We start from the raw sequence: 14,057 nt of genomic DNA on the forward strand, positions 1-14,057 counted from the left end.
TACCTGCTGCACAATAATCTAGAGAATAAAGAGGATGGGCTTGTGACTGCGTCACTCGACCACCTCTCTTTTTGTAGATTATCCTGCGGCGGGTGTGCATCCTTCGCTCCCTTGCAACCTGGAAGGACACAGTAATTTTGGTTTGGTTTACTACAGAATTGAAGGCTTCTTTAAGTAGATGTTCGGCCGAAGATGCTATTTCGGCCTCTACCTGCTTTTTTTATTTCGCCTAATTTAAAGAATGCGAAACATCCAGGATTCGTACATGATAAAACCTCAACCATTCTAAACATCATAAAGGATTGAGGTTTTATCTTATGGTTTCTTTTTTTAAGGTTGCACCACCGTCATATAACGTGGTTTTGTTGTGATCTTTAGTCCCGTTTCAATTTCTTCCATCTCTGCGATCACTTTATATTTCCCACTAGGTAGATCAGCAGATGGAGTCCATTTTATATAAGCAGTCTCTGTATTCGCTTCTTTATAAGTATGAACCACTTTTCCTTCAGGATCTTGGATTGTAATGGTCCAGTTCAATTTTTTCAAGCCAATTCCCAAAATATGACCTGGCTCCTTTTGCGTTATTGGTCTAGCCCATACATCCCACGCTGAAAGGAATAAAAACTCATTTAAATACGAGTGATCTCCGTATATTTCAAAAGTGACATTACCTGCCCAGTCAAATGGCACTACGATTACACTTTTCGGTTCTGTATTTACTATTAAGGACGATTGTGTTGCAGAAATAGGTTTATAAATGCCATCGACATAAACCATCGATTTTGTTAAGCCGCTCCCCCCTGCATTATCCTTCATGTCCCAACTAATCAGATACTTATTTTCTGGTGTTTTGTTGACTTGAATATTTTCTACTTTTGGTGCAACAGAATCTACACTAATTGGGAGCTTAATCGTTTGTGGTCGTGCTCCTTCATAATCTAATGTGCTCTCTATAATAAATTGATACTTTCCGTCCGGAACGTATTTTCCATCCTCTGATTTCAAATCCCATCCATATCCAGGATTAAAGTACTCGCTTCTTGTCATTACATTTTTTCTGAATTTCCATGGTTCTCCTGTTATAGTACCTTGACTGTAATCTCCAAGATAACGAACTCGATTACCTGATGCATCTTCAATGTACATTTGCACCAGTTTTACATTGCGCAAGGTGGTAAACATCGAATAAACACCTTGATTCGCAGCATGTGGAGAGTTGGCCATTCTTTCTTCTGCGAATGTTTTGGTCACTTTATCATAACCAAGTGCTATAGCTGGTTTGCCAAGCCAATTTTTATTACCATAGTATGGAAATAGAGCTGTTTCTTGTAAAAACGCATTTTTGTCCCACATCGGTGCATCTAAGTTCTGAGGTTGATCCCAGTCTCCATAAAAGGCCATATACGGAATAGTTAAAGACGGAATCGAAGCTTGATCTCCATTTTTCGGAACAAAGCGAACAAATCCTTCAACAAATATATTTTTCTTCAATCCATCTGGAAGTTTAATATCCACCTCTAAATCTTGCAGATGACCTTTTTTCACGGTAAAGGTGGCAGGTGTTTTGTCGCTAAAATCTTTTCCGTTGATTTTCGCTGTTGCTCCTTCGACCCGCTTACTTGTTAGCTTTAGCACTTCCATCGTTTTATCAATTTTCCCATCGCGATTTAAATCTAGATCTTTCTGCTCGGTATCATCGGTTAAAAGATCTAGATAAACATCATAGGTAATCTCTTCTTGAGAAGATTTACCAGTTAACGCCTCTAACTCCAGCATAAATTTTACTTTATCTTGCTTTATCTCTTTTAACTCCACAGCAGCTGCATTTTCTGGCTTAGCAAACTTATCTTTGACTAATACAGGTGTTTTTAGTGCATTAGCAATCTGCATCATCCCTGAGCCTTGTTTACGTGGTGAATATGGAATTTTACTTTCTGTTGTAGGGTCCATTAAGATTTGAGCTGTATTCATCAAAGCTGTTTTCGCTCGATAAATAGCATCTGAACCTCTCGTCACGCCTTTTTCATAGAGCGACTGTAACACTAGAGCTCCTGCACCCGCTACATGTGGCGAAGCCATCGAAGTTCCGCTATACGTGTCATATTTGTTATCCATGACAGTAGAATAAATCTTACCACCAGGTGCGGTGATTTCAGGCTTAAAATCAAGGGTATGTGGTGCTCCAATTGATGAGAATGCAGACATTGTTCCCTTGGTATTATTATCGATTAAAGTTCCTTTACCCACTTTAACCTTAATCTTTTCACCACTTTTCAAACGTTGAATTAAGTCCTTTCCTTCAGCAATCCCAGTACTAATTCCTGGAATATTGCCATAAGGTGAAAATAGTAATTTGGCATAATTTCCTAGTGTATCTAAAGGTACCATTATTACTCCTTTTGCTTGATTCTGTTGGGTAGGAGATTGTATGTATTGTTCACTACCCGCCCATTGTTGTTCTGCAACCACGATTTTGCCTTTTACATCTTTTCCAGCGAAATCCTCGGTCCTACCATAACCTACATAAACTAACTCAATCTCTTCACCTGGAGCAAAGACATCTGCCATTTGAACAGAACCTGCATGGCGTTTGTAAATAAGTGGTTTCCCATCTGGAAGAGTAAGTGTGTCCATATGGATTTTATCATTTTCATAAGAAGCTACTTGTAAAGCATATGGACTTGAACCAGGTGCTCCTACTACTCCAATATCAGGATTTTGAGCATAGGGTGGATGATTATAAGTGACGGATCCACTTTTGGTACTGTAAAATGCGTTTCCACCTGCTGCTACTACTAATACTCCTTGTTCTGTAGCAATACGAACTGCTTTTTGGATAGGATTGTTCTCATCCACAAAATCAGCATCAGACCCTAAGCTTAAGTTGATGACATCGGCATCCATTTCAACCGCATGATTGATTCCTGCTATGATATCGTCTGCAAATGCCCCATTCCAATAATCGGAAAATACTTTTTCCACTAGGATCTGCACATCGGGTGCAATCCCTTTTACCCCGTCGATTTCATCGGTTCCATTGGCCCCAATCGTTCCAGCTACATGCATTCCATGTGATGTAGCATATGGAAGAACATCTTGATCTCGGTCAGCCCAATCGTAACCAGCTGGTACTTTATCTGAATACCAGCGATCTTCTACAGCTGTTTCAGCTAATTTTTCTTGAATATTAGTAGAGTTCCACTTGGCTTTCGCTTTTCCTCTGTCAGACATAGTAAGATCTTGATGGCGATAGTCCACTCCGGTATCGACAACAGCAACCACCATCCCCTCACCATGGTAACCGAACTCTTCCCATACTTTTTTCGCTTGTACCATGGATTTACTAGTGCTCATCGTTTGTTGATAAGTCACTGCAATATGAACACTAGCCACTCCAGATAGTTTTTCGATTTCTTTGATATTTTTGAACTCTGTATCCATACTGAAGCCATTAATACCTGTTACAAAGTGATGTCGCTCTTTCACATTCCACTTTTTCGTTTCTTTCATCTCTTGGATTAATGATTTTTGAGCTTGCTTTAATTTTTTCTTTTCAGATTCATTTCCCTTGGCACTGTGTACAGGTTCTCCTGTCATTTCCACAATCACTCGTACAGAATCGTTAGGAGCATATTGAGTATCAACTGGCTTGTGGGCTTGGTCTACTGTCCCTGTTTCATCTGTAGTTGCTTCTGTTAAATTAGACTCAAATACTTGGTTGGTCAATTGTGACTCGGTTGATGTGTCATTCGTTTCCGCAAAAACTGTGATTGATGAAAGAAGTAAGGATGTTACAGCTGCAGTAGTCATCACTTTAAATGCCTTTAATTTACTCTTGGTCATTTACATCTCTCCTTTTTTTATTTATCTTTGAGTTTTATAATTATTTCACTACAATTATGAGTTTAGGAATTTAATAAAATTATGGAATAACGCATAATGCTAACCCTACTGAGTGAATAATTACACTACAAATTGTACATACAACATAAAAAACAGTAAATTGGGGGAATATAGCATAGTTCGATAGTAGTTCGATAGATTTATATGTAAAAAATCCCATAAAAAGATTGTCATTTAAAATAGAATTTTAAGTTATTATCAGGAAAAATATTTCTGATTTTGTCGAAATCAAAAATATTAGTGAGAGTATTTTCTCTTAAATTGGGGAAAATAAACATAATCGGTATAATTTTATGAAAATTCAAAAATATATTTTATTAAAATGTGGATAAAGAACTAGAAACGTATATGGTATTTTGGTCATGTATTCATTATGTAGATGGTGGAGTGTCTACGACGCTCATTATAAAAGCTAATAATGTAATTTGTTATAGCTTTACGTGCTTCAGCTCGGGTTTTAAATTTTGTACGATAAATCAATTCTTTCTTGATTGTGGCATGAAAAGACTCAATACAAGCATTTTCATAAGAATCACCTTTACGGCTCATGCTAATTTGAATGTCATGTTCAAGTAATTTATCAACGTAATCCGTCGAACAGTATTGAGCTCCACGATCTGAATGATGAATGGTGCGGCTAGCGCAAATGTTCGATAAACAACAGTATTGATTAACAATTCCAAATAAAAAAACCTGCTACTTTATAGTAGTAGGCAGGCTATTCATTCACAAATTGAATTTTTTCAGTTGCTTCCTTCATGGTTAAACTTTGAAAAGCATAGCGTTTTTTTAGTAGCTCTACATGTTCGAGTATGTCACGTAAAAAGTTGATATTTTCATCTATGTTTTTTCCGAAATTGTGAGGGTGCCACCAAAGATGATAAACTTCTCCTTTTTGAGCTGCATATGTGAGACTATTTTTTATACGTTTTAAACGGGATCGCTCCAACAGTTTAAGACTTCTACTGTAGGGACGAAGAAAACGGCTGGAAGGTAGGTTAACTATTGGTTCTTTATTGACTGTATTTAACTGATAAGTATGGTGCCCTGTTAAGTTCACGTAATGATCCACTAATCTTGCAGCTCTTTTCACTGGATGTTGTTGACTAAGGTTACTTGCTTCATATAGCCAATTTGTTTCATTTCCACGATAGCTCGTAACCCCGTGCTTTTTACATATTTCTAAATAACTCTGTTGCGTTTGATTTCGAGGGAAAATAAAGGAATGCATGTTAATACTTTTTTGATAAAACACATATTTTGCGGCCATCAGATCAGCTTCGAATTCTTCTGGCGATTGACCATCCTCTAAACAATAATAATGTGAAAAAGTATGTGTGCCGATTTCTTGATTAGGCGTATCCATTATTTTTTGGACTAAAGACGAACCAAAATGGTAAGGATCTAACTCTTCATTTTCCCCGACCTTATCCATCTTTTCGTATGGAGAGAATATCGGATGATTATAAGAAGGTTTTATATCAGGCAAGTTTGCTAGTAATTCGTCTTTATTATCAAAACATAATAAACCAACAATTCCCCAAGTTGAATGGACATCATAGGAGTTAAATAACTCTAATATTCGAGGGATTGCTTTTCTTGCACCTAGCAGTCGATCTCCATACTGTTCGAGAGAAAATACATCATGTACGCCCCAGTTCAATTCAAAATCAAGTGACACAAGTAAGGTTCCTGGTTGAGTCATCGATTTTTATAAGGAGAATTCATCTTTACTTTCCGAATCCACAAAACGAATTTCCCTATCCTATTATTTGATGCATAGCCGGAATATGCTTTCACAACTTCTCCTCCAAAGCCAATTTTAAATTGACGAATGTTTTCGTCATTCGTTAGGCTACCTAAATCGTAAATAGCATGACCATATTGTTTAAACCATAATATATTTTTCCAAAGTAAATATCGGCTTGCCAAACTATATAGACGTTTTATTTCGGGTACGTCGTTTTTCCGGAAATGAGAAGCAGAATAAAGTGTTAATGCTCGAATGCAATCAGTTAAATAAACCCGATAACAAAAAACCTCATCTTGATCGTTTAAAATTTTACTGATAATGAGTGCATTTTTGTCGCGTAGTAATTGTAAAGTTTTCAAGTGAAATGAATTACATTGATGTGTGTTTTTATCTTTAGCAAAATGATTGTAATATTGTTGGAATTTTAGTAACTCTTCATTGGATGGATGTTTTTCGATGAAATGTGTGAATGATTTGGTAGTAGCTTGCTTTATTTGACTGCGGTTTGATTTTTTCAATTTCCGAAAAAGGTCCTCTTCTGATAAGGTCAAATCGATTTGGTAGGTTTCTTGTTCTTGTAAAGTAGGAAGTGGACGAAGAGCATTTGTATAACTAATTATCGATGATTCTGGTTTACTTTCTGTGTTCTCAGCATAATAAATGTGTGTCATTTTCACATTCCAACTTTTTCGTAATAGGGTAATAATCAAGGTCACTCCTCAGGTGTGTCGATGGTTGAAATGTGTGTATTTGACTTGGTAAACATATGTGTTTTTTTAATCCTGTTAACGTGTTTGAACCCTAACTGATGTAAGTGTTTATTTACGATTTCATCTTTCTTCGATGTATATAGAAAAATATCTTTAGCTTTTTGTTCATTACGAAGGTATGAACAAATGTTTGTAAGGTTATGAAATTGCCACTCTCCTATAAAGACACTTTGTTTAGGCAGTGGTTGTAAATAACCAACTTCGTCAACTCGAATTAACTTCGGGTGAATCCAAAACATCGAAAACTTCGAATCACTATATGGGATAAACCCATTGTAAAATCGTTTGTTTATTCGCGATAGATTATGATGTCTTTTTTTAGCGTTCGGATAAACCAACTTTTCAAAATCGGCTAAGTTCTCATTTCCTTGGCTCTGTTTGTAAATATCTACTGTTTTTCTTGAGTATATCTTTCCTGCTAATTTCCCACAGGCTTGAACCCACTCTGTAAACTTAGCATTTTTAATAAAAGAATATTTACTACCGATGAATTCTCGTTTAAACAAAACAATTTTATAATTTTTTTTTAGCGTTTCTTTTATATGTCCTTTTCCTTTTGTCAGGAAAAAAATCATCTTCGATTGCCAACTATCAGTGGAAAAGATGAAGTTATTTGTATAATCAACTGCCGAATTCCATTCAAATTTATAAGGTTCATAGCCAATACTTAAATCGAATTTCTTAATTGCTTTATTAGGGCTGCTGACAATTAATTCTTTTTCTAATATTGTTCCTGGACCATAAATTCCATAATCGTCATCGTGGCCAATTACGTACCCAATGTATCTGCCTCTACACGATAAACCATATGAAAAAGCAATCATTTGATTATCTAAATATAAGCTCTCCACTTTTGCTTGCATGGGGCCTTCAGAAATATTAACTAAAGCACGATAAAAATTTTTGTGCTCATCATTTGTGAATCCACTAGTATCTAACTTATATCTCCAATGTCGATCATGTAGCGCAAATACTTCATCAATTTCATTTGGACTACTCGTCGATACTTTCACTTCGCCTAAATAACTAAGTCTTTTTTCTCTTCGATCGAGTCCATGTAGTTTTCTTCTTTTTTTCATATACGCTTCTAAATTAATAGATTCCATATTAATAAAAGGTGTTACTACTGAAAATACAGTAGGTGTACATTTCCGTTTGGCTAAGTATAAACTCAACATATTAGTTGTTGGACTACTTGATAATAATCCATGTAAATTGAAAATACAGTCCGGCATCTTTTCCAATAACCGATCGAAAACAAATTGAATCGTTTCTTCCCTGTCCTTATCATAGACAATGATGTCCATGTAATTCGCTTCACCACAGGCTATAAATTCAATCATGATGGTATTCCATTTACGAGTAAATTGAAAAGGAAAAAAGGCTATGACTTGATCGTTTTTTTCTACGACAATCATTTCAACTCTTCGCTTTTCGCCAATGTACCTCCACCAATTTTCTACCCATTTAAATTCGATAAAAGGATTATCATTGTTATTTTCTTCTAATATATGATCCCAGATTTTCTGAAAGGGCATCAATTGTTCCAATGAACGAATATGATAGAATTTCATTTTGTCCTCCCCTTATTAAATCTTAAGTTGATAAGTAGATATTGTTTCCTTCAATCCTTCTTGCAGTGAATACGAATTTTTCCATTCAAACTCTTTCTTTGCTTTTTCATTATCTAAAACACTTTGCTGAATCTCTCCTTGTCGCAAAGGATACTTAAGTGGGTCCATACTAATTCCAGCAAGTGAGGAGGTTATTGAAAAAAGATCGTTAATTGATGTTTCAGAACAAGAGCTAATATTATAAACCCCAGTTTTTGTACTTTCAATCGCTTTCATGCAAGCCGTCGCCACGTCTTTCACATATACAAAATCACGTGTCTGCTGACCACCATAAATTGCTATTTCCTCACCATTGATTAATTGGTTGATAAAAATTGATACAACACCCGCTTCACCTAGTGGATTTTGACGCGGACCGTAGACATTCGAAAAACGTAAGATACAAAAAGGTAGATCAAATAAACTTTCATATAGCTGGACGTATTGCTCACCAGCCCATTTTGAAAGAGCATAAAAGGATAATGGATTTACTGGAGATTTTTCATTGACTGGCAATTCTTCTGGATTACCATAGACAGCTGCTGACGAAGCCAACACGATCTTTTTGACATGATGAATTCTTGCATGCTCTAATATTCTTAAAGTTCCTAGTATATTTATTTCACCATCAGCAACAGGATCTTCTAAAGATTTCATTACAGATGCCTGCGCAGCTAAATGAATTACCATATCTGGCATCTCTATTTCGAATACCTTTTTCAAATGAATATCATTAATATCAACCTGATATACTTTGCAATCATCGGAGATATTATCAATGTTCCCAGAACTGAAATTATCCACTACAACAACTTCATAGTTGTGAGCTAGACACTCTTCCACAACATGTGAACCAATAAACCCTGCTCCCCCGGTAATAAGCACTTTCATTAAGTTTTCCCCTTTAGTAATTGATTTTGAACGACCGATTCATATACGTCCTTTGTCTCAATAAGCATTCTGTCAAATGTAAATTTCTCAAAAAATAACTCCCTGCTTCTGTGCCCCATCGATTCTCTTAGTGAAACATCGGTAATTAACTGGGTCAGCCGTCGAATAAGTGGTTGTTCTTTTCCTTTTGGAATTAAGAAACCATTATCTGAATCAATTACGGCTTCTTTCACACCACCAACGTCCGTTGCAATAATCGGTAGTCCAGCTTGCATCGCTTCCAAAATACTTAATGGCAACCCTTCATAATCAGATAACAAAACAAAGAGTTGTGATTTACTTAATGGAATCTCAATATTATTCATGTCACCATAAAACAAGACTCTATCGTGTAAATTGCGTTTTTCAACATAGCCACGAGCTTCGTCTAACTTTGTACCATCTCCTATGAATGATAATCGCCAAGGCAAATCACGTAATTTTTCACATGCTCGAATTAAGTTTAATTGCCTTTTGGGTACATCGAACCGAGCAACCATTAATATATCTACTAAGGCATTATTGCGATTAGGGTTCGTTATAGGCTTAAGAGGCAAGACACCATTATGTACGGTTTTCATTTTGTGCATAGGTAAGACCTGATTAGAGTCAGCAAGATGGCGATCATAATGAGAGACAGTAATCACTTGATCAGTTATCTTCCCTATCGCTTTTTCAATAGCTATATAAAATCTTCTTTTTTTAGGTGCAACTCCTTCGGTGAATGCCCATCCATGCGCAGTAAAAACAGTAGGTATACGAAGCGACCATGCAGCAACACGGCCAATCAAGCCAGCTTTTGATGAATGAGTAGCAACTACGTCCGGCTTTGTTTCTTTTAAAATCTTGCGAACTTCAAAGATGGCTTGTACATCGTAAAACGGATTGAGTTCCCTTTTTAAAGAAGGGCTTATGTAACAATGTACGTCTAATTTATGATTTGTAGACTTTCCTGCACCTGTAATGATAACGACTTCAGACCCCAAGGCTGCTAAATGGTTCGACAAATCACGAACGTGCACTTGAGCACCACCAATAGTGTCCATTCGAGTAATCACTTGTGCAATCTTCACCCGTCATCTCTCCTTTTTAGTGGTGCACACCAAGCAAGTGCTAAAATTAACCAAAAATGCCGCCAATGCAATGTATCGATGAACATACTATTGAATGTTAGTCCTATTAAAGAAGCACATATTATTAAAAAATATACTGCCGATTCATCGTATGATTGTTTATATGATTGAAATGCTTTGCGGATGCTAATACACAAAAAAAAGATAAATAATACAATGCTTATGATCCCATTTTCCGTAATGATTCGAGCATACAAACTGTGTGGAGCAATTTGAAAAACATATTCAGATTGCCCAGGTCCGATACCAAATGGATTTTTTAAGCCCATTAAAAAGGCTTCTTTTTGTGTTGAAAATCGAGACTCATCGTATCCTTGCAAGCTGAGTCTCGATTGAAATAGCTCTATCACAAATGGACTTTGAGCGAGCCAAACCAACACAGGAATAGATAAAACACCTAAACTGATGCTAGTTTTTAATCTTCTTCGGAATAGTTCTCGCTTGGTTAATAAAAAATAAATAAAAAAAGATATGACCAAGTTTCCCCAAGCTGCTCTAGAAAAACAAACGAAAATTGCAGTTAATAATAGTAAGAATGTAAATGAGTAAGCAATTTTTTTAAATATGGATGATTGTCCTTTTTCAAATAAACTAAAGGCATATAACGCTGGCACAATAAGAAATGGTCCGAAAACATTCGGATCTTTAAAAAATGCTTTTGCTCTTCCAAACATTAATAACGAATCACTAAAAGGAATGAGACCGAAATACGCGAGAATTCCAATGGAAGCTGCTAGAACTCCTGAAATTAAATAGCCGTTCATTATCACAGTTAATAGAGAGGTTTTTAAAATTTGACTTACTCCTACTACTACGAACCATGAAATCATTAAATAGCTTGTGATAGCTAGATAAGAAAGTGATCCGTGAACCTCGTTAGCAAATAAAAGTGAGATAAATTGGAAAATCAAAAATAGTAACATAACGATTAATGGGATGAAGACCTCTTGTGGAAATCTCACTAGGAAGAAAATCAACCCACAACATATAATCAGCACCATGAAAAAGTCATATGGAGAAGGCTCTATCAAAACGAATGAGCTATTGAGCATCATTAAAAACAATAGATGAATTAGCCATTTTGGCGCTCTCTCAGTCATGTTTAATTTCCTCCGACTTATATTCCTTTATCGTACTCCATGCAAATATCCCATGAATTATATAACCTGATGCACTCACTAAACTAATACATAATAGCGAGGTTGTCGGTGTAACAAAAAATTCTAAGGCCAAAAACAAAGAAACACAAATTAGTATAAATCGGATTAATTCACTTATAAATTGTTTTCCAAGTGCATTAAAAACGTAGAAATTAGCAGAAATCGGATTAATAATAATCTTCATAAAATATAAAACGGATAGAATTTGGATGAACTCAGCTGCTTGGATCCATTGTTCGCCAAAAACAATTTTAATGGCTAAAGGTGCACATAACGCTACAAGTCCAATAATAATTAAACCTATAACAATCATTTTTTTTACTGTGTCCCAAAAAAATTGCCGAAAATGTTCTTGTGAATTTCTTGCTGTCTGTGCTGCTTGAGATAAATAAACTTGTGAAGCTGAAAACCCTATTAAACCTTCAGGTATTGTTAAGATCTTTTGAGCAAGAAAAAACCAACCTGCAGTTTTTGCATCAAAATGAGCTGCTAAATAAAAAATAGGCATTTGCGTACCCAAGCTATTTATTAAAGCGGCCCAACTAGAAACAATGGGATATGATTTATAACCAATTAACACCTTAACAAGTGATTTTGCACTTATTTTAGATACAGCTTTATGTGTCCGTTTAATTAACCTAAAATAATCTAGCGAACCTGTCATTCTGCCGATGATTTCTCCTATAAGTAATCCAGGTAAACCAAGTTGGAATAGACCTAATGAGAGTTGCGAAGTAATTTGACTACTATTCATGGTCATTTTCGCCCTAGAGATCATCATGTACTGCTCGTCTCTTAAAGCCCATGAGTTAAAAGCCTGGAATATGCCAATTCCTAGTAAACTTAAAGACAACATCCACATATATGTTTCAAGTTCAGGCACATTCAATAATTTTGAAATCGGAATAAAGAAAAACAGTATACATAACAAAGCGCTGACGATAAAAGCTAAGATAATCGATAAAACGAGAAGATGAAAGGCTTCATCTTCATCTTCGGGAAGAGGTATTGCTGTTTCATATCTAAGAGAGACTAGAATTGTTCCTGTAAACAATAGGGATAAAAAAACAGAATAAACACCAAACTCCTCTGGTGTATACAGTCTTGTTAATAATGGTGTTGTTAGTACTATTATTAAATTGGTTAACGCTGTTCCAGCCATTAATACTGACAAACTACGAATAAATGGATTTTTTAAAAGCTTATCCTTCCACTGCCACAGTTGTGTCAAGTCACCATATCCTCACTCTCTTTCACCTAATATCTAGCGATCTACACGGTTTCAACTAATCTAGGTGGCAACGTTACAAATTCAACTCCATCTACTACATGGTTTGCATTTCGTTGATAGTACTTAACCATTTCATTTCCTAGTTTTCGTTGAATCACAAGATAAGCTTGTTGTATTAAAAATGGACGTTTTTTAACGTCGTGAGCATCTGAAGCAATAAAATGAACCATCTGATGCTGACATAATTTTAATGCGAATTTTTTAAGTTCTTTGCCGTTTTCGCCACATACACTGCTAGCTGTAACTTGGACTAGTGCACCTTTATTTACTAAATCCAATAACTTTTTAGGATGACGGCGAATTTCCGTATTCTTCTCTGCATGCGCAATGATTGGAATGAATCCCTTTAACTGTAGTTCGTAAAATATGGACTCGGTAAACTGCGGTATGTGTTGTGTTGGAAACTCAATTAATATATATTTCATACTGTCTGCTAGCGTCAATATTTCTGTTTCTAACTCCTCCATGAACTCTCCATGAAGGTGAACTTCCATGCCAGATAAAATAGTAACTGGAATTTCTCTCTCTTGTAACAATGAGTTTAATACGTGAATAGAATTTTTTATTTCGTTTGCATCTTGGTTAAATTGGCCGTTGCGATGATGCGGTGTTGCAACAATATGTGTCACTCCATTTTTCACAGCATTTTGAATCAGAAGCATAGCCTCTAATTCTGAAGTAGGTCCATCGTCTAAACCGGGTAACACATGATTGTGTAAATCTACGAGCATATCGACTCACTCCTTAATTGTAATAAGAATAAGAACGGACGGAGCCTTTTGATTTATTGATGATCGTTCCAATTAGAGGTGCTTGGACTTGTTTTAACAGCTCAATTGAATAAATAGCTTGTTCTACTTTAGAAGACTCAGCATTCACCACATACAAACACCCATCTACGTTTGCAGATATATGTAATGTGTCAGCAACCAGTAATGGTGGAGTGTCAACAATGATTATGTCGAATTGGTTCTTCAATTCTTCTAGAAGTTGTACAAATTTAGTAGAAGATAATAACTCAGTTGGATTAGGCGGAACAGGACCAGCGCTAATAAAAGATAAATTTGGTACTTCAGTGGACTGAATAATCTCATGCAAAGTGCATTGTCCAGCTAAATACGATGTTATTCCTATACGTTTTGGTAAATGAAATAAATTACGACCAGTTCCTCTTCGCAAATCCGCATCAATAAAGACGGTTTTTTTTTGATCCATCGCAAATACAATACTTAAATTTGCACTAACAAAAGATTTACCATCACCCGACTCTGCACTCGTAACTAGAAGCGTTTTTGCATTGTTCTTTGAAAGTACATAAAGTAAATTCGCACGAATGGAGCGAAACATTTCTGTAAATACATCGAAAGTAGGTAGATCATGTATGAGTTTGCCTTCACCTGGAGGCACTAATCCAATGACGGGTAACGCTAATGCTTTTTCTGCTTTTTCAGAGGAGTCAACTAGAGTAAAGAACATCTCTTGAATCAAGATGAATGAATAACTA

The 14,057-nt window shown here is 35.9% G+C and carries 10 protein-coding genes and 1 pseudogene; all 11 read right to left on the reverse strand.

Annotation, left to right across the window (positions count from 1 at the left end; translation table 11 throughout):
* Nucleotides 1-330 precede the first annotated feature (330 nt).
* The 11 genes and pseudogenes from C8K15_RS03955 to C8K15_RS21300 all read right to left on the reverse strand — a co-directional run bounded on the left by C8K15_RS03955 (nt 331) and on the right by C8K15_RS21300 (nt 13,900).
* The gene (locus C8K15_RS03955) at nt 331-3,843 is read right to left on the reverse strand and encodes a S8 family serine peptidase (protein ID WP_108585139.1); all 3,513 of its coding nucleotides are present in this window, start codon (nt 3,841-3,843) and stop codon (nt 331-333) included.
* A gap of 420 nt (nt 3,844-4,263) precedes the next feature.
* Nucleotides 4,264-4,533: pseudogene (locus tag C8K15_RS21295) on the reverse strand (integrase core domain-containing protein); the annotation flags it as partial.
* A gap of 88 nt (nt 4,534-4,621) precedes the next feature.
* Entirely contained in the window at nt 4,622-5,608 is a 987-nt protein-coding gene (locus C8K15_RS03965; protein ID WP_108585141.1) for a polysaccharide deacetylase family protein, read from the reverse strand.
* On the reverse strand, nt 5,605-6,366 hold the full coding sequence (locus C8K15_RS03970) for a hypothetical protein (RefSeq protein WP_108585142.1): 762 nt from the start codon (nt 6,364-6,366) through the stop codon (nt 5,605-5,607). Before C8K15_RS03970 ends, C8K15_RS03965 begins: the two co-directional genes overlap by 4 nt.
* Before the next feature lie 2 nt (nt 6,367-6,368).
* A complete protein-coding gene (locus C8K15_RS03975; protein WP_108585143.1) occupies nt 6,369-8,000 on the reverse strand; it encodes a GNAT family N-acetyltransferase in 1,632 nt (543 codons plus the stop codon).
* Between the two features lie 15 nt (nt 8,001-8,015).
* Nucleotides 8,016-8,930 carry an NAD-dependent epimerase/dehydratase family protein gene (locus C8K15_RS03980; protein ID WP_108585144.1) on the reverse strand — a complete coding sequence of 305 codons (915 nt, stop codon included), beginning with the start codon at nt 8,928-8,930 and terminating at the stop codon, nt 8,016-8,018.
* Nucleotides 8,930-10,042, reverse strand: a complete 1,113-nt coding sequence (locus tag C8K15_RS03985; protein WP_108585145.1) for a glycosyltransferase family 4 protein — start codon at nt 10,040-10,042, stop codon at nt 8,930-8,932. Before C8K15_RS03985 ends, C8K15_RS03980 begins: the two co-directional genes overlap by 1 nt.
* Nucleotides 10,039-11,202: an O-antigen ligase family protein gene (locus tag C8K15_RS03990; RefSeq protein ID WP_108585146.1), complete on the reverse strand. Its 1,164-nt coding sequence runs from the start codon at nt 11,200-11,202 to the stop codon at nt 10,039-10,041. Before C8K15_RS03990 ends, C8K15_RS03985 begins: the two co-directional genes overlap by 4 nt.
* Complete coding sequence (locus tag C8K15_RS03995) at nt 11,195-12,493, reverse strand: lipopolysaccharide biosynthesis protein (RefSeq protein WP_108585147.1); 1,299 nt, start codon at nt 12,491-12,493, stop codon at nt 11,195-11,197. The genes C8K15_RS03990 and C8K15_RS03995 overlap by 8 nt, the downstream gene beginning before the upstream one ends.
* A gap of 41 nt (nt 12,494-12,534) precedes the next feature.
* Nucleotides 12,535-13,284, reverse strand: a complete 750-nt coding sequence (locus tag C8K15_RS04000) for a tyrosine-protein phosphatase (RefSeq protein WP_108585148.1) — start codon at nt 13,282-13,284, stop codon at nt 12,535-12,537.
* A gap of 13 nt (nt 13,285-13,297) precedes the next feature.
* Nucleotides 13,298-13,900 (reverse strand): CpsD/CapB family tyrosine-protein kinase, encoded by a 603-nt coding sequence (locus C8K15_RS21300; RefSeq protein ID WP_369973706.1) that lies wholly within the window; start codon nt 13,898-13,900, stop codon nt 13,298-13,300.
* Nucleotides 13,901-14,057: the final 157 nt, after the last annotated feature.

The sequence above is a fragment of the Paenisporosarcina sp. OV554 genome, assembly GCF_003058165.1.
GTDB lineage: Bacteria > Bacillota > Bacilli > Bacillales_A > Planococcaceae > Paenisporosarcina.